This is a genomic window from Sandaracinus amylolyticus (assembly GCF_021631985.1).
In the GTDB taxonomy this organism is placed as follows: Bacteria; Myxococcota_A; Polyangia; order Polyangiales; family Sandaracinaceae; genus Sandaracinus; species Sandaracinus amylolyticus_A.
Genome location: NZ_CP070225.1, coordinates 9,872,450 through 9,894,847, shown reverse-complemented (window position 1 = coordinate 9,894,847; position 22,398 = coordinate 9,872,450). Strand labels below are relative to the sequence as shown.

Here is a 22,398-nt window from a genome sequence, read left to right as displayed (position 1 = left end):
GACTGATGCAAGAGAAGACGAAGCGAATCCGGGGCTCGTGGCTGGCGGCGCTCGTGGCGGCGGTCGCCGTCGTCGGGGCCTTCGCGATGACACCCACTTCACGGCTCGCGGCGCAGGCCAGCGCGCTGCGGATCGGCGGAGGCAGCGCGAACTTCGGTGTGTTCGGGCTGAACGGCGGCTTCCTGCCCGACCCGTCGGCGCACAACGTGGTGTCCGGCGGCAACCTCGACGCCTCGCGCATGGGCCTCGCGCCGAACTGCCGCGGGTTCGTCACCGCCCAGCCCGACCTGATCCTGCGGTACGCGAACCCCGCGAGCTTCCTGCGGCTCTACGTGCGCGCCCAGGGCGACACGACGCTCGTCGTGAACGACCCGAACGGCCGCTGGTACTGCTCCGACGACGAGGGCGGCAGCCTGAACCCGATGCTCGACTTCTCGCGCCCCGCGGGCGGTCAGTACGACATCTGGATCGGCAGCTATCGCGCCGGCGAGAACATCCGCGGTCAGTTCTTCGCGACCGAGCTCAGCGGCAACCGTCCGTGAGGTGACGCGCGCGCCGGGCGGTCTCCGACGTGCCCGGCGCGCTCCGCGCCCTTGCGGGGACGGGGCGGACCCCGCAGAGATGCGCGGATGTCCTCGAGCCCCGAAGTGCTGGCCCCCGCGGGCGATGCGGACGCGATGCGCGCGGCAGTGCGTGCCGGCGCCGATGCGGTCTACTTCGGGCTCACCGGGTTCAACGCGCGCGCTCGCGCCACGAACTTCGACGCGCGCGAGCTCGCCGGCACGATGCGCTTCCTGCACGCGCACGGCGTGCGCGGCTACGTGACCCTCAACACGCTGGTGTTCGAGGACGAGCTGCCGATCGTCGAGCGCGCGATCCGCACCTGCGCCGAGGCCGGCGTCGACGCGGTGATCGTGCAGGACCTCGGGGTCGCGCGGATGGTGCGCGCGATCGCGCCGAGCCTGCACCTGCACGCCTCGACGCAGATGACGTGCACCGACGCGGGCTCGGCCTCGTTCGCAGCGTCGATCGGTGCGTCGCGCATCATCCTCGCGCGCGAGCTCTCGGTGACGGAGATCGCGGCGATCCGCGCGTCGGCGCCCGAGCTCGAGCTCGAGGTGTTCGTGCACGGCGCGCTGTGCATCGCGTACTCGGGGCAGTGCCTCACCAGCGAAGCGCTCGGTGGTCGCAGCGCGAACCGCGGGGCGTGCGCGCAGGCGTGCCGGCTCCCCTACGACCTCGTGGTCGACGGCGTGGTGCGCGACCTCGGCGACCGCGCGCACCTGCTCTCGCCCGAGGATCTCGAGGCGAGCGCGCTGGTGCCCGAGCTGATGAAGCTCGGCATCTCGTCGCTGAAGATCGAGGGACGCCTGAAGGGTCCGGACTACGTCGGCGCCGCGACGACGCTCTATCGCCGCGCGATCTCTGCCGCGATGGGCGAGCCGGAAGACCTCGAGGAGACGAGGCGCGACGCGCTCCAGGCGTACTCGCGCGGCTCGGGGCCCGGATTCCTCGCGGGCGTGGATCACCAGCGGCTCGTCGATGCGCGAGGCTGCGATCACCGCGGGCTCCAGGTGGGCACGCTGGCGCGGGTGCAGCGCGAGCGCGGCCGCGTGTGGCTCGTGCTGCGCGATCTCGAAGCGCCGATCGCGCGCGGCGACGGCCTCTTGATCGAAGGCGCGCGCGCCGGAGAGGGCGAGGTCGGCGGGCGCGTCTGGGACGTCGACGGCGAGCGCGTGTGGCTCGGTCCCGACGTCGACGCGAGCGCGGCGTGCGTCGGCCACCGCGTGTTCAAGACGAGCGATCCCGTGCGCGAGCGCGCGGTGCTGACGCGCCTCGAGCGCGAGCCTCATCGCATCGCGCTCGACCTGCGCTTCACCGGCACGATCGGAGACGCGCCGATCCTCGAGGCGCGCACCGAGCGCGGCCAGACCGCGCGCGTGACCTGCGACGCGCCGCTCGCGCACGCGGACAAGCACGCGCTCGACGAGGCGCGGCTGCGCGAGCAGCTCGGCCGGCTCGGCGACACGCCGTTCTCGCTGCGCGCGCTCGAGGTCGATCTGCCGAGCGCGGCGCACCTGCCGATCTCGTCGCTCAACCGCGCGCGACGCGCGCTCACCGACGCGCTCTCCACCTCGAGCCACGCCGCGCACGCAACGACGTCGATCACCGCGAGCGATCTGGTGCGCGCCGCGAGCGTGCCCGATCGCGCACCGGCGCGCGCCGGCCTCTTCGTCCTCTGCCGCACGCTCGAGCAGGCGAGCGCGGCGCTCGACGCGGGCGCGGACGGAATCGCGCTCGACTTCCTCGAGCTCACCGGCACCGGCGACGCGGTGCGTGCGCTGCGCGCGCGGGGCACGCCGTTCCACCTCACGCTCGCGCCGCCGCGCATCCGCAAGCCGGGCGAGGAGAAGATCGACAAGTTCCTGCGCTCGCTCGCGCCCGACGCGCTGCTGGTGCGCGGGCTCGGCGCGCTGCTCGATGCGCAGCGCGCGAGCGACGGCATCGAGCGCATCGGCGACTTCTCGCTGAACGTCACGAACCGCATCAGCGCGGGCGAGGTGCTCGCGCGCGGTCTCGCCGCGTTCACGCCCTCGTTCGATCTCGACGCGCAGCAGCTCGTCTCGCTGCTGGATGCGACGCTCGCGCCGTTCGCCGAGGTCGTGCTGCACCACCCGATGCCGCTCTTCCACATGGAGCACTGCGTGATCGCCGCGCTGCTCAGCGAGGGCAGCGACTACAAGACGTGTGGCCGGCCCTGCGAGACGCACCAGATCTCCCTGCGCGATCGCGCGGGCATCGATCACCCGGTCGAGGCCGACGTCGGCTGTCGCAACACCGTGTTCCACGCGAAGGCGCAGAGCGCGGCGGACCTCGTCGCGCGGCTCCGCGAGCGCGGCGTGCAGCGCTTCCGCATCGAGCTGGTGCGGGAGCGCGCGGCCGACGTGCATCGACTGGTGCGCGCGTACCGCGGGCTGATCGAAGGGCGCGCGAGCGCGAAGGACACGCTGCGCGAGCTGCGCACCGAAGGCGGCTACGGCGTCGTGAAGGGCACGCTGCGCGTCCTGCAGTGAGCGGTCGACCCCGCTGTGCATCCGCCGAGAGCGGATCGTTCCCGACACGACGTTCGATCCGGTACGCTGGATCACGTGAGCGTCCACGACTCCGCGCCCGCCGGTCTCCCGCTCCCCTCGGACCTGCCGCCGGCGACGCCGCCGGCGCGGCCGGGCGTGTTCTCGATGAAGAACCCGACGCCCGCCGAGCAGATCAAGTCGACGGTCGACGTGAAGCCGGTGGTGGACGATCGGCTCGCGTCGATCGAGCGCCTCGTGGGCCGCAACCAGTGGGCCGACGTGTGCGCGCTGCTCGCGCCCGAGCCGGGATCCGCGGAGCGCCTGCCGCCCGCGCTCGCGCTGGTCTACGCGGTCGCGCTGAAGGAGAGCTCGCCCGACGTGCGCGACGCCGATCGCCGCGCGATCGGCGCGGTCGCGGACCTGCTCGGGATCACGCGCGAGAGCCCGCTGGCGCTGGTGCTGGGCAAGCGGCTGACGCGGCGGCGCAACTGGGCCGAGACGCCGGCGCCGAGCAAGACGGTGTCGACGGTCGTCGTGCTGGGCGGCCTCGCGATCGGCACGATCATCGGCTGGCTCGTGACCTACTGGATGTTCTGAGCGAGCCGCCGCTCGATCCAACCGGGCGCCCACGCCGACACGGCCTCGATGAAGGCGCGCACCTGCGGCGGCACCAGCGTGCGCTCCGCATAGACCACCGCGAGCTTGCTCTCGCCGTGCAGCACGCCGGGCAGCACGCGCACCAGCGAGCCGCGCGCGAGGTCGTCGCCCACCAGCGTCGTCGGCAGCATCGCGATGCCGAGATCCCGGAGCGCGGCCGCGCGCAGCAGTCGGATCTCGTTCGAGAAGAACGCTCCGTCGACGTGCAGCACGCCGCCGCTCGCGGGCCACTGCGACTGCGGCACGTCCCCGCGCTCGAAGCCCATCAGACAGCGGTGCCGCTTGAGATCGCGACGCGTGCGCGGCGTCCCGGAGCGCGCGAGGTAGCCCGGCGACGCGACCGCGATCACCGGCATGCGCGTCAGCGTGCGCGACACGAGGCCGGGCTCGGAGATGGTCCCCGCGCGCAGCGCGACGTCGTAGCCGTCGCGGCGGAGATCGACGTGGCGGCTCGAGAAGTGGACCTGCAGGCGCACGTCGGGGTTCGCCGCGGCGAAGGCCGCGAGCATCGCGAAGAATTCGTCGTCGTTCATCGGCGGCACCGACACGCGGAGGCTGCCCGAGAGCGTCGTGCGATCGCCGCGCACGCTCGACTCCGCCTCGCCGAGCGCGTCGAGCACCCGCCGCGCGTGCTGGTAGAAACGCTCGCCCGGCTCGGTGAGCGCGAGGCTGCGCGTGGTGCGCCGCACGAGCCGCACGCCGAGCCGCTCCTCGAGGCGCGCGAGGCGCCTTCCGATCGTCGCGCGCGGAACACCGAGCTCCGTCGCCGCCTTCGTCATCGAGCGCGCGTCGACCACTCGGACGAACGTGAGGAGCTCGGCGGTCTCGGGCGGATCGACTTGGATCATTTCCGAGCAGATGATGCCATTCGATCGACCGTAGCAACAGGCGGCCCGGCGCCCCCACGTTGAGCGCGTTCCGAAAGGAGCTCGAGATGAAGAGCAACGCGCTACACACGATGGGCTACTGGATCTCCACTGCGCTCCTCGCGCTCGCGCTCGGCGCGGGCGGAGCGCTCGACCTGATGCATGCGCCCGAGGTGATGACCGGCCTGGAGCGCCTCGGTTACCCCGCGTACCTCGCGACGCTGCTCGGCGTCTGGAAGCTCGCGGGCGTTGTCGCGCTCCTCGCGCCCGGGCTCGGGCAGCTGAAGGAGTGGGCCTACGCGGGCATCGCGTTCGACCTCACGGGCGCCGCGTTCTCGCACCTCGCGAGCGGAGACGGGCCCGGTGCGATCGCGCCGCTCGCGCTGCTGGCGATCGGTGCGGCGTCGTGGGCCCTGCGCCCCGCGTCGCGCCTGTCGCGGCCGCTGCCGTGGTCGGTCGGCCGCTTCGCGACGAGGGCCGTATGAGCGAGCGCATGCTGCCCGGCGTCGACACGCCGGCTCCGTCCGGCGGCTTCCTGGGCCCGGGGCACACCGCGGTCGCGGTGCTCGGGCCCGAGGATCCGTCCGCGAGCGATCCGTTCGTGCTCGCGATGGACGATCGTATCGATCTCGCGCCCGGCACGCGGATCGGCGAGGCCCATCCGCACGCGGGGCTCGAGACGTTCACGCTCGTGCTCGAGGGCTCGGTGCTCGATCACGACGAGGGCGCGCTCCACGCGGGCGACGCGGTGTGGATGACTGCGGGCCGCGGGATCGTGCACGGCGAGCACCTCGAGTCGCGAGGTCCGACGCGCATCCTGCAGACCTGGGTCGCGCTGCCCGCGCATGCGCGGGACACGGCGCCGGGCTTTCGCGTGATCCGCCGTGCCGATGCGCCGGTACAGCGGGAGCGCGGTGCCGAGGTGCGTGTCTACGCGGGTCGGAGCGGCGAGCTCGTCGCGCCCCGGGCCAACGTGGTGCCGGTGACGATGCTCGAGCTGCGGCTCGAGGCGGGGGCGGCGATCGAGCAGGCGCTGCCCGGCTCGTACGGCGGGCTCGTCTACGTCGTGGAGGGCTCGCTGGACGGTGTCGCCGCGGGGCAGGTCGCGTGGATCGAGCGGGTCGAGGGACCGGTGGTCCTCCGGGCCGGACCGCACGGTGCGCGCGCGGTGCTCTACGCGGGCGAGCGGCTGGACGAGCCGATCGTCCAGCACGGGCCCTTCGTGGCGGGGTCGCCTCGGGAGATCGCCGAGATGCTCATGCGCTACCGCGCGGGCCGGTTCGTGGCGATGAGTGAGCTTGTCGCGCTCGGCGCGTCGCACTAGATGCGCTCTTCATGCTCACCTGGAACGACGTCGTCTCGCTCGCCGACAAGGGCAATCTCCCGCCGCCGCGCACCGTGCGGAAGACCGAGGCGGAGTGGCGCGCACTGCTCACGCCCGAGGAGTTCCACGTCACGCGACAGCACGGGACCGAGCGCGCGTTCAGCTCGGAGATGTGCTCGCTGTTCGAGCCCGGGCGCTACGAGTGCAAGTGCTGCGGCACGCTGCTCTTCGACGCATCGTCGAAGTTCGAGTCGGGCACCGGATGGCCCTCGTTCACCCAGCCCGTCGCGCAGGACGTGATCGCGTACCACGTCGATCGCAGCTACGGGATGGTGCGCGTCGAGACGCTCTGCAACGTGTGCGAGGCGCACCTCGGGCACGTGTTCCCGGATGGTCCGAAGCCGAGCGGGCTGCGCTTCTGCATGAACGCGGTCGCCCTGAAGAAGGTCTCGGACTGAGAGAGCTCGAATCGGCTCGAGGGCCCTTCCGTCCGAAGGGCCCTCGCCGGCGAGCACGTCATTCGGGCGCCGTGACGCGATCGACCTCGTCGGCGACGTCGGAGCGCAGCTCCAGCACCGGAGGCGGCAGCGTGGGCGCGGTGTAGAGCGGCCAGGTCACGATCACGCGCCCGTCGAAGCCGGGCACGTCGAGCCCGTCGAGCGCGCCCTCGAGACAGCTGCGCAGGCTCTCCTCGATCACACCGCCGACCTGCACCGCGACGATCTCGCGATCCGCGAGCTCGACACGCAGCTCGGCGCGCTCCTGGTACGACGCGCGACCCGCACGATCGGCGCGGAAACACGCGCGCGCGGGAGGGATCACCCGACGTCGCAGCGACGCGAGCAGCACGCGCGCCGGGACGCCGCTGCGCTGCTCGCGCTGCGGGCGATCGAGCGCGCTCGTCGCGGGCGGCGGATCACAACGACGGGTGTGCGCGAGCGCGATGCTCTCGTCGCGCGCGACCACTCCGCTGTTCGATGCGTAGGGCCCGCGCGCACGACAGGAGCCCGCGTCGGCGCGCGCGACGTCGCTCGCATCGATCGCCGCGAGCGCGGTCGCGCCGCGATCGGCGAGCGCGGTGAGCGCGGGCCCGATCTCCGCGCTCGCCGTCGTGGCCCGCGTGGTCGCGCCGTCGAGGGTGATCGACGCGGCGCCCGCGAGCGGGCCTTCCCACACCAGCTCTTCGCCCTCGCGGAGCACGCCGAGCGCGTGGCGCGCATCACCGACTCGCACGCTCACCGCGCGCACCGCGACCGGCGCGAGCGCCGAGGTCAGCCGCGCGATCAGCGGCTCGTTGCCGCGCCCCGCCGACGCGCTCTCCGCCTCGGCGCCGGCGTCGATCACCACACCGTTCACGCCTTCGAGCGCAGTGCGCAGCGCGCTGGTGCTCGCGCGATCCGCGACGTCGATCGACGCGACGATCACGCCCTCGCGCGATGCCGATGCGAACGCACCGGTGCTCGCCGCGCTCGCGGTGAGCCCTCCGTCGCCGACGATCACGATCCGCGTGCCACGACGCGCCCACGGCGAGACCAACGACCAGAGCGCCTCGAAGCGCGTCGCCGAGCCGAGCTCGCGCTCTACCGCGAGATCGAGCGCGCCCGACTCGACCGCGGTCGGCGCGACCCACGATTCGCTCACGGCCTCGGCGCGCGCTGCGAATGCGACCACGCGCACCCGCACGCCGCTCGGAAGCATCGAGAGGAGCGTGCGCACCGCCGGCGCGATCCGCCCCCGCGCCGAGGCGACGGTCGAGGGCGATGCGTCGATCGCGACGATCACGTCGCCGCCCGCGATGCTCGGCCGCCCCGCAACCACGCGCATCCGCGCGCATCGACCCGCGGCGCACGGCACGCTCGTCGCGGTCGCGCGCACCCCCGCGGTGATCGGGAGCGACGCGCCGAGCGCGATCGGGACGCTCGAAGGGCGCGTCTCCTCGCGGGTCTCGATCGGCACTCCGTCGATCGAGGGTGCGACCAGATCGATCGCGCGCACCGTCCATCGGGTGTCCACCACGCGCGCGTCGTTGCCGCGCGCCGGGACCAGGAAGCGCGTCCGCCCGCCGCGCACGATCGTGCGGAGGGCCCAGGTCACGCGCACCTCGAGCCCTGCGCGCCGCACGGGCGCCGCGCGCACCACGATCGCGTCGCCGCGCTCGTCCTGGGCGTTCGTCGCGTGGCCGATCGGCGCAGCGCTCGATCCGCTCGCGCGCACCGCGTCGTCGTACGCACCGAGCGGCCCGGTCGCGCGATCCGCGATCCCCGTGCGGCACACCCCCGCCGCGCACACCTGGAGCGCGACGAGCACCGCGCCCTGCGGCACCGCGAGCCGGTAGCGCGCCTCCGCGGGCACGCGCGCCGAGCTCGTCAGCGTCATTCGCTCGCGCACGATCGCGACGCCCTCGCGCAGCTCGATCTCGGCGCGGTGCTCGGTCTCGCGCACCCCGGGGATCGCGGTGAGCACCTCGCCGCTCACCGGCGGGATGCGCTCCTCCACGATCTCCTCCGGATCGGGGAGCCGCATCGTGCGCATCTCGGCGTCGCCCGCCGAGGTGCCGATCGGGTCGCTCTCCTCGGCGGTGAAGGGATCGGCGTCGACCATCCGCCGGAACTCGTCGAGCTCGGGCGTGCCCGCGTCCTGCGCGCACACGTCGCTCGCGACGAGGCCGGACGCCACGATCGAGATCACGAGCGCGACGCTTCGCATCGCCTCATGGACAGCACGCCTCATCCGCAGTTCCCGAAGCTTTCGCAGGGAACGCCCGGCGGGTATCCTGCGTTGTCTCGATCGCGCCGCGTTCTCAGCGGCCTCATACGCGTCGATACGGGAGGGCCCAGGATGGGAATCATGGACTTCGTTCGCGGTGGCGTGCGCGAGATGATGATCGCGCGCCCCGACTCCGCGAAGGATCTGATCGTCTACAAGCATCCCGAACGGACGATCCCGAAGTTCTCGCAGCTCACGATCGATGCCGACGAGGCGGCGGTGTTCTTCCGCGACGGCTCGCTGGTCGGCGTGCTGCGCACCGCGGGCGTCGGACAGCGCCACCAGCTCGACACCGGCAACATCCCGTTCCTCTCGAACCTGGTCGACTCGTTCACCGGCGGGAACATCTTCGTCACCGATCTCTACTTCGTGAGCATGCGGCCCAACCGCAACACGAAGTTCGGAGGGCCCTTCCCTCCGATGAAGGATCCCGAGCTCGAGATCACGGTGAGCCCGCGGATCTTCGGCACCTTCATCTGGCGCGTGGTCGAGCCCGACAAGTTCATCGTCAACTACGTCGGCATGGGCGGCACGCCCAGCAACGACCGGGTGGAGTCGTTCATCCAGACGAAGTTCATGAACTCGGTCAAGAAGACCGTGCCGAACTTCGTGATCCGCCAGAAGATCGAGATCCAGGCGCTGCCCGCGTACCACGACGAGCTGGGCCAGTCGTTCCTCCAGAAGTGCGACGACCTCAGCGAGATCGGCGCGCAGTTCCTCGGGCTCGGCGACTTCACGATCAACTTCAGCGACGACGAGCTGAAGCGCATCCAGGACGCGCAGGATCGGTACGCCGACATCAAGGCGAAGAAGCGCGCGAAGGACGAGCTCACCGGCGGCAACTTCATGCAGTACGCCGCGGGCGAGGCGATGCTCGGCGCCGGTCAGGGCATGGCGAAGGGCGGCGAGGGAACGGGCATGGTCGGCGCCGGCGCGGGGCTCGGGATGGGCTTCGCGATGGCGAACATGTACGGCCAGCAGATGGGCCAGCCCGGTCAGCCGCAGCAGGGCGGTTATCCGCAGCAGCCGCCGCCCGCGCAGGCGGCGCAGGGCGCGACGGTGACGTGCCCCGGATGCAGCGCGAAGGTGCCGCCCGGGAAGTTCTGCGCGGAGTGCGGCACGTCGCTCGCGCCCCCGCAGCCCAAGCCCTGCCCCGCGTGTCAGACCATGCTCGCGCCCGGCACGAAGTTCTGCCCGAATTGCGGAACTCGAGCGACCTGACAGGTTTCTCCCTCGATGTCTCGTGAAGCAGCACTCCGGCTCGGCGCGATCGCGCTCGTCGCCGGCGTGCTGCACGTCGGGCTCGGCGGCTACGCGTGCAGCGACATCGAGACCGCCAAGGGCGAAGGCGAGCCCTGCACGCGCAGCAGCGAGTGCGCGATCGGCCTCGAGTGCATCGGCGGTGTGTGCCGCGGAGCGGACGCGGGGCCGCCGCGCGATGCCGGCTCGGGCGATGCCGGCTCGGAAGATGCGGGATCGCGCGACGCGAGCGCGATGGACGCCGAGGTGAGCGAGGACGCGGCGAGCGGCGATGCGGCCAGCGAAGAAGATGCCGGCGACGACGCCAGCTGAGCCGCGCTGATGTTGCGCTCCGACTCCCGTCGCGCCGCCGCGCTCGATCACTTCGCGCGCTTCTTCGCCGAGCTCGAGGAGCGCTTCGTCGAGCGGCGCGATCCGCTGCAGCAGATCGCGCTCGCGCTGCTCTCGCGACAGCACGTGCTGATGACGGGCCCACCGGGCACCGGCAAGAGCCAGCTCGCGAGCGCGGTGGTCGCGCGCATCGTCGACGAAGCGACCGGCGAGCCGAGCGTGTTCGCGCGGCAGATCACCGAGAGCACGGTGCACACCGAGCTGATCGGCGCGGTCGACTTCCGCACGCTGATGGACTCGGGCCGCACGGTGCACTTCACCGACGAGGGCCTGCTCGGCTCGGTGCATGCGTTCCTCGACGAGGTGCTCGACGGGCGCGACATGCTGCTGCGCTCGACGCTGAACCTGCTCGAAGAGCGCGAGCTCAAGCAGGGCGCGCGCATCACGCGCGGCGCGATCGAGTGCGCGCTGATGACGACGAATCGGTACCTCACCGAGGTGCTCGAGGAGAACCGCCGCACGCTCCTCGCGTTCGTCGATCGCATCGCGTTCGTGAGCTTCGTGCCGCGCACCTTCGCGGATCCTGCGAACCTGCGGCGGCTGGTCGCGGGCTCGGTGGGCGAGCGCGCCGCGCTGAGCGCGCGCCTCACGATCCAGGACCTCGACGCGCTCCAGACGATGGCGTCCGAGGTGCGCGTTCCGGCGAGCCTCGCCGAGCGCGTCGCCGATCTGGTCTCGGCGTTCGAGCGGCGCACCGGCGAGCTCGAGCGCGCGGATCCCGGCTTCGTCGCGACGCGGTACGCGTCGGCGCGGACCGCGGTGCGGCTCGCGCAGCTGCTGCGGACGATCTGCGTGCTCGACAAGGCGCTCCATCGGCGCGATCGACCGCTCGTCGCGGAGCTCTCGGATCTCGCGATGCTGCGGCTCGCGCTGGTGGTCGCAGGACCGGAGCCCGCGTCGCTGGACGCGCTGCTGGCGCAGGAGCACGAGCCGCGAGAGCGACGGCAGCTCACGATCATGAAGGCCGAGCACGATCTCTGGGACGAGTGCCTCCGAGAGATCACGGCGCGCGCGCTGCCCGACGAGCCGGTCGAAGCGCCTGCGCCGGCGCCGGTGCAGGTCGCAGCGGAGGAGCCCGCACCGATCGCGGTCGAGACGAACGAGCCGGAGCGCGCCGAGCCGATCGCGATCGCGACGCTCGAGGCGCACGATCTCCACGCGCTGCGCGGCGTGCTCGAGCGATCGCGGACCCTCGAGGCCGAGGATCCCGAGGCGCGCGCGATCGCGCGCGAGATGCGGACCCGCGCGCTCGCTGCGCTCACCGAGCACGTCGCGTTCGGCGGGTTCGCGGGGACCGCGGCCGACGATCCCGAGGACGTCGCCGGGGAGATCGCGCGCTATCGCGAGGCGGCGGAGCTGCGCGAGGCGCTGCTGGCGGAGGGCGCGTCGATCGAGCAACCCGACGTGCACGCAGCGCGGTGGGAGCGCGGGTTCGCGACGCTGGTCGATCGCGCGCGGCTCGCGCTCGACGCTCATGCGGCGCAGCGGATCACCGGCTTCGATGCGCGGGGCGCGCGCGGGCTCTCGACGACGCTCGATGCGCTCGCGCCCCTCGCGCGCGCGTTCGATCGACTGGAGCGCGACCTCGCGAGCCTCGCGCCGGGCGCGCCGCCCGAGCCGCTGCGCGCTGTGGTGCTCGGCCCGCGCCTGTCGCCGCTGGTCGAGGCTCGCTATGCGGACGATCTCGCGCTGCCGAGCCGTGACGCGATGCGCGACGTGGTGCGCGGCGTGCTCGGGCACCTCGCGCGGCTCGGGGTGCACGACGCGGTGCCCGCGAGCGCGCACCTCGCGTGGGTCGCGCGGGCGCTGCTCGCGCGCGAGCGGACGAGCGACGAGGGCGCACCTTCGGATGCGCCCTTCGATCTGGCGCGGTATCGCGCGCTCCGCGCGTCCGAGGATCGCGCGCTGCTCTGCTTGGTGCTCGGCGAGATCGCGCTGCTCCTCCACGAGCCCGATCGCGCACGAGGGGCGACCGAGCGCGCACGCGACGCGCTCGCCGCGCTCTCCGCGGAGACGCGCGCGCAGCTCGCGTCGATCGACCTCGCGCGCATCGAGCGGCTGGTCGCGCACCTCGAGGGCTGGCACGCGCGGGCGGGCGCGGACCCGACGCTCGTGCAGATCGCGCACGACGAGGCGGCGCTGCGCCGCACGTCGCTCGAGTCCGAGCTCGTCGCGTCGTTGCTCCCGGAGCACGCCGATCACGCGCGCGCCCTCGCGACGCGGCTGCACGCGCTCGACGCCGCGCTCCGGAAGGCGCTGCACGATGCGCTCGCCGGCGCGAACGACGCGCGCTGGGCCGCGATCGTGCGTGCACCGTGAGCGCGCTGCACCTGCGGATCGAGCGGCTCCTCCGTCGCCCCGACGAGGTCCGCGCGATCGTGCCGTGGTGGTCTCGGCTGCGCGCGCGCTTCTTCGGCGCGGGCGAGGCGCTCCGCACCGTCGCGCTCGAGGATGCCGCGTCGCGCGCAATCACCCGCGAGACGTGGCCGGCCCACGCGAGCGCGCTGATCGCGGAGCTCGAGCACAACGTCGATCTGCTCGAGCTCCGCGTCGCGGCGGGCGAGCACGTGCCGGGCGAGGAGCTGGTCTGGCTCGCGTCGCTCCATCGCTGGATCGTCCGGGTCGAGGCCGCGCTCGATCGTCCTCACGCGCTCGATCGTCTGGTGCGCGGGCTCGGGCGGCGCCCCCTCGATGCGCGCCCCGGTCCGCGCGCCCCGCGAGCGCGCGCGATCGATGCGCTCCTCGACGAAGCGGAGCTCGAGACCGAGCGGCTCGGACGCCGGCAGCGCCTGCTCGAAGCGGCGCGCCGCGCCCTGCTGGACGACGCGTCGCCGGCGCGCGCTGCGAAGAGCATGGTCGCGCACGAGCTCGCGCAGACGCGCCGCATGATCGCGTGTGGGGTGCGCGCCGAGATCGATCTCTCGCATCAGCTCGACGGCGCGATCGCCCGGCGCGCTCCGGTCGCGACCACCCTCGCCGCGGCCGCGAGCTACCTCGGCGCGCACCACGACGCGCGAGCGCGCGTCCTCGATCCCCTCGCGCGACCGCTCCGCGACGCGCCGGCCACCGAGGCGATCCCACCCGGGCTCGCCGCGCGGATCGAGCGCGCCTACGACGATGCGCGGGCACGCGTCGAGCGCGACCTCGAGAGCGCTTCCCCACCACGCGCGCTCGCGCTGCGCCGCCACCGCGCGTTCGTCGCCGAGGGCGCGCACCTCGCGGCGATGCGCGCGATGCTCGCGGCCGACGCGCGCCTCGAGATCGGCGGCGGGCTCTCCCAGGCGCGCTTCCTCGCCGAAGATCCGCGCGACGAGGAGGTCGCGTTCCCCGCCGAGCGGATGCGCCTCGCGCACGTGCGCAGCGTCGAGGATCTCCGCGACGCGGTGATCGACGATCCGCGGCGCGTCGTGCACCAGCTCGCGTCGGGCGAGCTCCTCGTGCGCCGTCATCTGCGCCCTCGCCGCCGCGACGACGCGAGGAGCGGCGCGTCCGCGGAGGTGCGGCTCTTCCTGCTCGACGGCTCGACGTCGATGCACGGCGCGCGCGCTCGCATGCGGGACGCGGTGATCCTCGCCGAGCTCGCCGCGCTGATGGAGCGCCTCGAGCGCGGCGGGCGGGTGCAGCAGCTCCTCTACTATCGGTTCTTCCACACCGCGAGCGAGCCCACTCGACGCGTGCGCACCGTCGACGAGGCGCTGCGCGCGATCGACGACGTGGTCGGCGTCGAGCGCTCGGGCGGCACCGACATCCAGCGCGCGATCGTCGACGCGCTGCGCGAGATCGAGTGGGCACGGCGCCACGACGTCGCGCTCACGCGCGCCCAGATCGTGCTCGTCAGCGATGGCGAGGCGACGGTCGATCCGAGCGCGATCGTGTCGCTGCGCGAGCGGCTCGGGGTGCCCACGCGCGTCGCGATCGTCGCGCTCGGCGGAGAAGGGCCCGGACTGCGCGCGCTCGCGGAGGCCCAACGCCGCGACGGCGCGCGCGTCTTCTATCACCACGTGTCCGACGTCGAGCTCGAGGCGTGGGAGCGCGGCGACGACGCCGCGAGCCCTTCGTACGCCGCGCAAACACCGCCGTGGGACGAGATCGCGGCGCTGCTGCCTGCTTCGCTGGTCGCCGACGACCCGCGCCCGCTCGAGGACGCGCTCGCCGAGCTGGGTGTCTCGGACGACGCGACCGCCGCGCGGCTCGACGCGATGCGCCGCGATCTGCGCGCGCTCGAGGCCCGCTTCGATCGCTGGTTCCCTGCGCTTCCCAGCGGCCCCGACACGCTCGCCGGCGCGGACGACGACGACGATCTCTCGCGCACCCTCGACGCGATCGCCGTGCTCGAGACGCTCGAGACGCCCGGCGTCCCGCCGCTCGAGCGCATGGCCGACGCGATCACGGTGTTCGTGCGCGTGCTGCACGCGCTCGCGATCACGCCCGAGCGCTACGCCGACTTGATCGCGCGACACCCCGCGCGCCTCGCCGCACCGCTCGGCGAGCTGCGCCGACGTCACCGCCGGCGCTGACCATCAGGACTGCCGAAAATCGGCTCGCCCGCAGGCCCCTACCGTCCGCGCGCTTCGCGCGCTCCCGTCCGGGACCTGCGGGACGAGCACTCCGGCAGGGGACTGAAAAAATCGGCTCGCCCGCAGGGCCCTACCGTCCGCGCGCTTCGCGCGCTCCCGTCCGGGTCCGGCGGGACGAGCACTCCGGCAGGGACTCAACGCGAGACCGGGTACTTCGAGAGCTTGCGCTGCAGCGAGCGACGATGGAGCCCGAGCAGGCGCGCCGCCTGCGACACGTTGCCGCCGCAGTCGGTGAGCACACGCTGGATGTGCTCCCACTCGGCGCGCGCGAGCGAGGGCACGCTGGTCGTCGGCAGCGGGATCTCCGGAGAGAGCGGCAGCTCGTCGCGATGGAACGCCGCGAGGATCTCGTCGACGTCCGCGGGCTTCTGCAGGTAGTGCACCGCGCCGAGCCGCACCGCCTCGAGCGCGGTCGCGATGCTGCCGTAGCCGGTGAGCACCACCACGCGCGTGTGCGGGTCGATCTCCAGCAACGTGCGGATCAGCGCGAGCCCCGAGGGCCCCGGCATGCGCAGATCGACCAGCGCGAGCTCGGGGCTCTCGGCGTGCGCGAGGCTCGCCGCTTCGTCGGCGTCGCGCGCGGTGCGCACCGCGAGGCCCCGCTGCGCCAGCGCGCGCGCCAGCCGCTCGCGCAGCACGTCGTCGTCGTCGACGACGAGGATCGAGGGTGCGTTCTCGCGCCCGGTCATGCGCTCGCCCTCGGGATCGTCGCCTCGACCACCGTGCCGCGCCCGACCTGGGAGTCGAAGCGCAGCGTCCCCTCGAGCTGCTCCACCACCGCGCGCGCGAGGAACACCCCGAGCCCCATGCCCGAGCCCGGCGGCTTCGTCGTGAAGAAGGGCTCGCCCACCCGCGCCAGCGTCTCGTCGCTCATCCCGCTGCCGCGATCCTCGACGCGCGCGATCAGCGTCCCGTCGCGCAGCTCGAGCGCGAGATCGACCGGCGCATCGCTCGCATCGAGCGCGTTGCGCACGAGGCTCGCGAGGGCGTGCGTCATCGCGCGCGGAGGGACCGAGACCTCGCCCGTGCTCACACGCATCCGCACCCGCGTCGTACGCTCGCCGATCGCCGTCGTGATCGCGTCGCCGAGCGCGCCGAGCGTCCGTCGCTCGCGCGGCTCGCCGGTCACCGCGCCCGCTTCGAGCGAGAGGCGATCGAGCACCGCGCGGCTGCGCTCGACCTCGCGGTGCACCAGCTGCGCGTCCTCGCGCAGCGCCGCGAGCTCGGGTCGTGCCTCGAGCTCTCGCACCAGCTCGCGCGCTGCGATCTTGATGGTCGCGAGCGGCGTCGCGAGCTCGTGCGCCGCGCCCGCCGCGAGGGTCGTGGTCGCGGCCAGCTTGGCCGCGCGCGCCGCACGCTCGCGCTCCACCTCGAGCGCGCGCCGCACCCGGGTGACGAACACCGCGATCGCCGTCGCCGCGATCGCGAACGCGAGCCACATGCCCTGCAGGTGCACGTCGAACGCCTGGCTCTCGCCGTGCGCCCCGTGCCCCCCTCCGTGCGCTGCGTGCCCGCCGAGCTCGGGCGGCAGCGGCAGGTGCCACACGAAGAGCGCGCCGTATCCCGCGAGCGCAGCGGCCACGACGACCCACGTCCACCGCGTGCTCGCCGCGACCGCCGCGAGCGTCACGTAGACCAGGAAGAGCACGCCGAACGGGTTCGAGGGCCCGCCCGAGAGCGCGAGCATCACCGAGAGCAGCAGCGTGTCGAGCAGCAGCACGGGACCGACGAGCCGCTCTCCGCTGCGCCACACGATCGCGAGCACACCGTTCGAGATCGCCGCGACCGCGACCACGCCGATCAGCGCGCCCCACGGTAGATCCACGCTCCCACGCGCGAACGCGACGCCGAGCAGCGCGAGCTGTCCCGCCACCGCGGCCCAGCGCAGCGCCACGATCCACCGGTGCGTCTCTCCGTTCACGCGAGGCACGTACCCTAAGCGCTGGGCCGATCCCGGCCGTGCGGCAAATGGTCGCAGCGGCTCACGCTCGTGACCGCCATGTCACCCGACGGATGGCCGGAGGTTGCGGTCGCAGCGCACGGTCGCGCCGCATGAGAACGCAGTCCACCTCGACCTTCCTCGCATCCCCCGTCGAGCTCCGCCTCGCGCGCGCCGAGCGCATCGCGGCCGAGGCCACGCAGATCCTCCGCACCGCGCTCGCGGGCGCCGAGCCCGGCGCAGTGGCCACGCTCCTCGAGGAGATCGACGACTTCTTCTCGATCCTCGAGGCCATGGAGTCGCTGCTGCGCGACGCCCGCGCCGCCAACCGGGGCACGCCCAGCGCGAAGGAGCTCGCGCTCGACGCCGAGCTCCTCGCGATCGCAGCGCGCCGCGACGCCCGCATCCGCGCGGCGCAGCTCTGCGGCGCGACGCCCCCGCGCCGCTGGCTCGGCGAGGCTTGAGCCCTTGCGGGAGTGCTCGTCCCGCTGGTCCCGCACGGGAGCGCGCGAAGCGCGCGCACGGTAGGGACCGGCGGGCGAGCCGATTTTCGCAGCCCTTGCGGGAGTGCTCGTCCCGCTGGTCCCGCACGGGAGCGCGCGAAGCGCGCGGACGGTAGGGACCGGCGGGCGAGCCGATTTTCCGACGGTCTTCGAGCGCTACCGATCGCCGCGGAGGCGCGCGAGCGAGGCGATCAGCTCGGCCGGCTCCACCGGCTTGCTGAGGTGCTGCTGGAACCCGGCGTCGATCGCGCGGCGGCGATCGCCGTCGCTCGCGAACGCCGTGAGCGCGAGCGCGGGGACGTGCCGCGCGCGCTCGTCGTCCCGCCTTCGCAGCGTGCGCATCAGCTCGTATCCGTCGGTGCCTGGCATGCCGATGTCGCTCACCAGCACCTCGGGCCGCGCCTCGTCGAACGCGGCGAGCGCCTCCTCGGCGGACGACGCCGCGATCACCGACATCCCGCAGTGCTCGAGGATCGCGCGCAGCACGTCGCGCGTGTCGGGCTCGTCCTCCACCAAGAGCACGCGGAGCCCGGCGAGCTCGGCGACGCGCGTCAGATCCGACGTCTCGAGCTCCACGCGCGGGCGATCCGCGCTCACCAGCCCCGCAGGCATCGAGCGCAGCGGCACGATCGGGATGCGGACCACGAAGCGCGCGCCGCGCCCCTCGCCCTCGCTCTCGACGTGCACCGTGCCGCCGTGCAGCTCCACGAGGTGCTTCACGACCGAGAGCCCGAGGCCGAGCCCGCCGTGCTTCCGCGTGCTCGACGCGTCGGCCTGACGGAACCGCTCGAAGACGTGAGGCAGGAATTCCTCGGGGATCCCCTGCCCCGAGTCCTGCACCGCGATCTCGACGTGCGCGGCGCCGCCCTCGACCACCACGCGCCGCATCGTCACGTCGATGCGTCCGCCGCGCGGCGTGAACTTCACCGCGTTCGTCAGCAGGTTCCACACGATCTGCTGCAGCCGCGTCGCATCGCCCATCGTGCGGCACGCGCCGTCGAGCGCGACTTCCAGCGTGATCGACTTGCCCTCCGCCGCGGGTCGCACGATCTCGACCGCGGCCTGGACGACCTGCGCGACGTCGAGCGGCGCCGCGTCGAGACGCAGCTTGCCCGTCGAGATGCGCGCGACGTCGAGCACGTCCTCGATGAGCGCGGTCTGGATGCGAACGTTGCGCTCGATCGTCTCGAGCGCGTGCGCCCGCTTGTGCTCGGGCAGCGCGCCGCTGCGCAGCATGCGCGCCCATCCCAGCATCGCGTTGAGCGGCGTGCGCAGCTCGTGGGACATCGTCGCGAGGAACTCGTCCTTGAGCCGGTTCGCGTGCTCGGCGCGACGTCGCTCGCCCTGCGCGAGCTCGTAGAGGCGCGCGTTCTCGAGCGCGATCGACGCGATGCCCGCGAGCTGCACCAGCACCGCCTCGTCCTCCGCCGAAAATTCACCGGCGCATCGATGCGTGAGCTGCACCAGCCCGAGGTTGCGCCCGTCCGAGCCCACGAGCGGCGCCGCGAGCCATCCCCGCATGCGCGGCGCGCGCTCGGCATCGCGGAGCGACGGGTGCGCGACGAGCTCCGCGTGCGAGAGCCGCAGCGGGCGGTTGGTCTCGCGCACCTCGTCCTCGAGCTCGCCGAGCGACGACGCGTCGGAGTCGACCGCGCGCGCGTGCTCGTCGGACCACGACACCGCGCGGGTCGGCGGCGCACCGTCCAGGTCGCTCGCGACGCTCGCGATCGCCTGGTGCGAAGGCACGAGCGCGCGCGATCGCTCGGCGGTGGTGCGCAGCAGCGCCTCGATGGTGCCCGAGCCCACGATGTCGAGCGCGGCGTCGGAGAGCCCTCGCAGGCGCGCGGAGTGCTCGCGCTCCCGCTCCAGCAGGCGCGCGCGCTCGTCCTCGATCGCGCGCCGCGCCGTCACGTCCTCGGCGATCAGCGCGATCGCGTCGGCGCGAGGGCGCACCAGAGTGACCCGCGCCCATCCCTCGAACGACGCGCTGTCGTAGTGGAGCTCGCGCTGCCACGTGACCCCGGTCTCCGCGACGCTGAGATATCCCTGCCAGCGCTCGCTGCCGGGGAGCGTCGGCACGTGCTCGCGCAGGCTCAGCGGAGGATCGTGGCGCCCCGCGGGAAGCCCGTTGAGCCGCGCCGCCGCGCCGTTCTGATAGAGCAGCGCGAAGTCGGCGATCGCGCCCGATGCGTCGCGCACCGGCGAGAGGTACGAGAACCCGAGCGGCGAGATCTCCTGCGAGACGCGGAAGAGCTCCTCGCTCTCCGCGAGCTCGTGCGCGAGCGCGCGACGGGTGCGGCCGAGCTCGACGTGCGCGCGGACCCGCGCGACGAGCTCGCGCCCGGAGAACGGCTTCACGACGTAGTCGTCGGCGCCCGAGCCCATCCCGTCGACCCGCGACTCCTCGCCGGCGCGCGCCGAGAGCAGGATCACGGGGAGCGCGGCGAGCGCGGGATCGCCGCGCACCGCGCGCACCAGATCGAGCCCGTCGACGCCCGGCATCATCACGTCGCTCACCAGCACGTCGGGCGGCGCGACGCGCATCACCTCGAGCGCGCGCGATCCGTCCTCCACGGTGACCACGTCGAAGCACGGCGAGAGCAAGCGCGCGAGGTACGCGCGCATGTCCGCGTTGTCGTCGGCGACCAGCACCCGCGCGCGCGTTCCGTCGGGGCGCGCCTCGGGCTTCGGCGCTTCCTCGGCGTCGGGCAGCCAGCGCTCGGCCTCCTCCACGAAGGGCCGCGCGCCGATGCGCGTGCTCTGCAGCGCGGAGCGCGACGCGACGCGATCGGACGGCAGGTGCGCGTTCCCGGTGCGCAGCGTGATCGTGAACGTCGTGCCGCGACCGAGCGTGCTCTCGACGCCGATCGTGCCGCCGTGGAGGTGCACGAGCTCGTGCACCAGCGCGAGGCCGATGCCGGTGCCCTCGTGGGTGCGCGATCGCGTGCCCTGCACGCGGTGGAAGCGCTGGAACAGCTGCGGGAGCTCGTGCGGAGGGATGCCGCCGCCGGTGTCGGAGACCTCGAGCACCACGTGCTCGCCGCGCTCGCGCAGGCGCACCCCGATGCGCCCTTCGAACGTGAACTTGAACGCGTTTGAGAGCAGGTTGAGGACGATCTTCTCCCAGAGGTCCGCGTCGACCCAGACCGGCGTCGAGAGCGTCGGGCAGTCGACCTCGAGCGCGAGCCCGCCGCGCTCGATCGCACCACGGAACGCGCTCGCAAGATCGCTGGTCAGCTGCGCGAGATCGTGCGGCTCGAACGACGCGCGGGCGCGACCCGCCTCGATGCGCGCGAAGTCGAGCAGCGAGTTCACGAGGCGCAGGAGCCGCAGCGCGTTGCGGTGCACGCTCGCGAGCGAGTCGCCCTCGAGCCGACCCGCCGGCGCGCGCAGCGCGTCCTCGAGCGGCGCGAGGATCAGCGTGAGCGGCGTGCGCAGCTCGTGGCTCGCGTTGCTGAAGAACGCGGTCTTCAGTCGATCGAGCTCGGCGAGCTCCTCGGCGCGACGGCGCGCGGCCTCCGTGGCGCGCGCATGATCGAGCGCGGTCGCGACGTGGTCCGCGAGCAGCGAGAAGAACGCGCGGTAGCGCTCGTCGAGCGCGATGCGCGGTGAGCAACCCGCGACGACGAAGCCCTGCGGCCCCGCGCCCCCCGGCGTCGCGAGCGGGAGCACCACCACGCAGGTCGCCGGCTCGGGCCATGGCCCACCTGGCAGCGGTCCGACGCCGCGCAGCGCGTCGCCCTCGACGACCGTGAGCCCCGTGCGCGCCGCGCGCGCGAGCGGCCACGGCGCCGCCCCGTCGTCGAGCGAGATCTCCTCCGCGGCGACGTCGATCCCCAGCTTCGCGGCGAGCCGCGCGCTCCGCCCGTCGGGCGCGCTCAGATAGAAGAGCGCGAAGGGCACGTCGGCCGGCGCGGACGCGAGCGCACGCGCCGCACGCTCGCACGCATCCGCCGGCGTCGTGCCGGTCCCCGCGACGTTCGCGAGCGAGCGCAGCGTCCGCAGCCGCCGCTCGCCGAGCACCTTCGCGGTCGTCTCCTGGACCGCGGTGAAGATCCCGCCGATGCCCCCGCTCTCGTCGCGGATCGGGCTGTACGAGAACGTGAAGTACGTCTCCTCGACGAACCCGTGGCGGTTCATCGGGAGCATCTCGTCCTCGGACCACGTGGCCTCGCCGCGCTCGACGACGCTGGCGAGCATCGGCCCGATGATGTGCCAGATCTCCGGCCAGACCTCGCGCCCGGGACGCCCCAGCGCGCGCGGGTGCTTGTCGCCGACGATGTCCGCGTACGCGTCGTTGTAGAGCTTCACCAGCTCCGGGCCCCACCACAGCAGGATGGGGAAGCGCGAGCTCAGGCAGGTGCTGACGCTGGTGCGCAGGCTCTGCGGCCATCGCTCGACGGGCCCGAGCGGCGTGCGCGACCAGTCGACGGCGCGCATGCGCGCACCCATCTCGCCGCCCCCCGCGAGGCAATCGTCCCTACTGACTCCGTCGGCCAAGACGCCGGCTCCGAACCGCGCGCACATAGGCTCGGCGTCGCCCGCGACAATGGACACCGCGTGCGCCCCTCAGGGTGCGGGTCGCGCGTACACGTCTCGCCGATCGGGCACGTGCTGGCCCGCGGCGAGCCACCACCGTTCATCGCGGCGGACGAGCACGAAGAGCGCGAGCTCGTCGAAGGTCCCCGGCTTGCCGGGCTCGGCCTCGCCCGTCGCGCGCACCGACGTGATCCGGCGAACGTAGGCGATCGCCACGTCGGGCGTCGGAAGCCGCGCGTGCTCCACCACGTACCGCGACGCGCCGGCCACGGGCGCGACCGACGCGAACATGCGCGCGTGGATCGCGTGGATCGCGTCGTAACCGTCGACGACCGCGCCGAACGGACTGCCCCACAGCACGTCGGCCGCGAAGCTGCGGTTGAAGAGATCGGCGTCGGCGTGGTCGATCGCCTGCTGCAGCTCGTGGACGAACTCGTCGACGGCGGTGCGCTCGTCGGAGGCGGCCAGCGTGGGACGCTCGGGTGTGCTCATGGGGCCGTCCT

Annotated in this window: 16 protein-coding genes and 2 pseudogenes; 11 read left to right on the top strand and 7 right to left on the bottom strand. The window is 73.4% G+C overall.

Going from position 1 to position 22,398, the window contains the following annotated elements; translation table 11 throughout:
• Nucleotides 1-5 precede the first annotated feature (5 nt).
• The 3 genes from I5071_RS42045 (at nucleotide 6) to I5071_RS42035 (ending at nucleotide 3,671) form a co-directional block, all read left to right on the top strand.
• A complete protein-coding gene (locus I5071_RS42045) occupies nucleotides 6-542 on the top strand; it encodes a hypothetical protein (protein WP_236519036.1) in 537 nt (178 codons plus the stop codon).
• Between the two features lie 87 nt (nucleotides 543-629).
• On the top strand, nucleotides 630-3,074 hold the full coding sequence (locus tag I5071_RS42040; protein ID WP_236519035.1) for a U32 family peptidase: 2,445 nt from the start codon (nucleotides 630-632) through the stop codon (nucleotides 3,072-3,074).
• Nucleotides 3,075-3,149: 75 nt separating this feature from the next.
• A complete protein-coding gene (locus tag I5071_RS42035; RefSeq protein ID WP_236519034.1) occupies nucleotides 3,150-3,671 on the top strand; it encodes a hypothetical protein in 522 nt (173 codons plus the stop codon).
• On the opposite strand, the gene I5071_RS42030 is transcribed toward I5071_RS42035, so the two are convergent.
• A complete protein-coding gene (locus I5071_RS42030; protein WP_236519033.1) occupies nucleotides 3,656-4,579 on the bottom strand; it encodes a LysR family transcriptional regulator in 924 nt (307 codons plus the stop codon). The two genes, I5071_RS42035 and I5071_RS42030, sit on opposite strands and share 16 nt — an antisense overlap.
• Before the next feature lie 86 nt (nucleotides 4,580-4,665).
• Here I5071_RS42030 and I5071_RS42025 point away from each other — a divergent pair, with 86 nt between their 5' ends.
• From I5071_RS42025 to msrB, 3 genes are read left to right on the top strand one after another with little or no spacing between them, the layout of a single operon-like run.
• Nucleotides 4,666-5,082: a DoxX family protein gene (locus I5071_RS42025; RefSeq protein WP_236519032.1), complete on the top strand. Its 417-nt coding sequence runs from the start codon at nucleotides 4,666-4,668 to the stop codon at nucleotides 5,080-5,082.
• Nucleotides 5,079-5,921, top strand: a complete 843-nt coding sequence (locus I5071_RS42020; RefSeq protein ID WP_236519031.1) for a pirin family protein — start codon at nucleotides 5,079-5,081, stop codon at nucleotides 5,919-5,921. The genes I5071_RS42025 and I5071_RS42020 overlap by 4 nt, the downstream gene beginning before the upstream one ends.
• An 11-nt stretch (nucleotides 5,922-5,932) precedes the next feature.
• Nucleotides 5,933-6,379: a peptide-methionine (R)-S-oxide reductase MsrB gene (gene msrB / locus I5071_RS42015; protein ID WP_236519030.1), complete on the top strand. Its 447-nt coding sequence runs from the start codon at nucleotides 5,933-5,935 to the stop codon at nucleotides 6,377-6,379.
• Between the two features lie 58 nt (nucleotides 6,380-6,437).
• Here the strand turns inward: msrB and I5071_RS42010 are convergent, their stop codons facing one another.
• A complete protein-coding gene (locus I5071_RS42010; protein WP_236519029.1) occupies nucleotides 6,438-8,627 on the bottom strand; it encodes a hypothetical protein in 2,190 nt (729 codons plus the stop codon).
• A gap of 141 nt (nucleotides 8,628-8,768) precedes the next feature.
• Between I5071_RS42010 and I5071_RS42005 the strand changes: the two genes are divergently transcribed.
• From I5071_RS42005 to I5071_RS41990, 4 genes are read left to right on the top strand one after another with little or no spacing between them, the layout of a single operon-like run.
• Entirely contained in the window at nucleotides 8,769-9,908 is a 1,140-nt protein-coding gene (locus I5071_RS42005; protein ID WP_236519028.1) for an SPFH domain-containing protein, read from the top strand.
• A gap of 15 nt (nucleotides 9,909-9,923) precedes the next feature.
• Nucleotides 9,924-10,259, top strand: coding sequence for a hypothetical protein (locus I5071_RS42000; RefSeq protein WP_236519027.1), 336 nt, complete (start codon nucleotides 9,924-9,926; stop codon nucleotides 10,257-10,259).
• A 9-nt stretch (nucleotides 10,260-10,268) separates the two neighbouring features.
• On the top strand, nucleotides 10,269-12,656 hold the full coding sequence (locus I5071_RS41995) for an AAA family ATPase (RefSeq protein WP_236519026.1): 2,388 nt from the start codon (nucleotides 10,269-10,271) through the stop codon (nucleotides 12,654-12,656).
• Nucleotides 12,653-14,854, top strand: coding sequence for a vWA domain-containing protein (locus I5071_RS41990; protein WP_236519025.1), 2,202 nt, complete (start codon nucleotides 12,653-12,655; stop codon nucleotides 14,852-14,854). Before I5071_RS41995 ends, I5071_RS41990 begins: the two co-directional genes overlap by 4 nt.
• Nucleotides 14,855-15,048: 194 nt before the next feature.
• On the opposite strand, the gene I5071_RS41985 is transcribed toward I5071_RS41990, so the two are convergent.
• Together I5071_RS41985 and I5071_RS41980 are read right to left on the bottom strand one after the other, a co-directional pair.
• Nucleotides 15,049-15,603, bottom strand: a complete 555-nt coding sequence (locus I5071_RS41985) for a response regulator transcription factor (RefSeq protein WP_236519024.1) — start codon at nucleotides 15,601-15,603, stop codon at nucleotides 15,049-15,051.
• The gene (locus I5071_RS41980; RefSeq protein WP_236519023.1) at nucleotides 15,600-16,835 is read right to left on the bottom strand and encodes an ATP-binding protein; all 1,236 of its coding nucleotides are present in this window, start codon (nucleotides 16,833-16,835) and stop codon (nucleotides 15,600-15,602) included. The genes I5071_RS41985 and I5071_RS41980 overlap by 4 nt, the downstream gene beginning before the upstream one ends.
• 131 nt (nucleotides 16,836-16,966) lie before the next feature.
• On the opposite strand from I5071_RS41980, the gene I5071_RS41975 reads away from it, so the two are divergent.
• A complete protein-coding gene (locus I5071_RS41975) occupies nucleotides 16,967-17,317 on the top strand; it encodes a hypothetical protein (RefSeq protein ID WP_236519022.1) in 351 nt (116 codons plus the stop codon).
• Nucleotides 17,318-17,512: 195 nt separating this feature from the next.
• Here I5071_RS41975 and I5071_RS47115 read toward each other — a convergent pair.
• The 3 genes and pseudogenes from I5071_RS47115 to I5071_RS41965 all read right to left on the bottom strand — a co-directional run.
• Nucleotides 17,513-19,996 (bottom strand): annotated as a pseudogene (locus I5071_RS47115) (response regulator); the annotation flags it as partial.
• Between the two features lie 183 nt (nucleotides 19,997-20,179).
• Nucleotides 20,180-21,796, bottom strand: a pseudogene (locus I5071_RS47110) (ATP-binding protein); the annotation flags it as partial.
• 129 nt (nucleotides 21,797-21,925) lie between these two features.
• Nucleotides 21,926-22,387, bottom strand: a complete 462-nt coding sequence (locus I5071_RS41965) for a YybH family protein (protein ID WP_236519020.1) — start codon at nucleotides 22,385-22,387, stop codon at nucleotides 21,926-21,928.
• Between the last annotated feature and the right edge of the window lie 11 nt (nucleotides 22,388-22,398).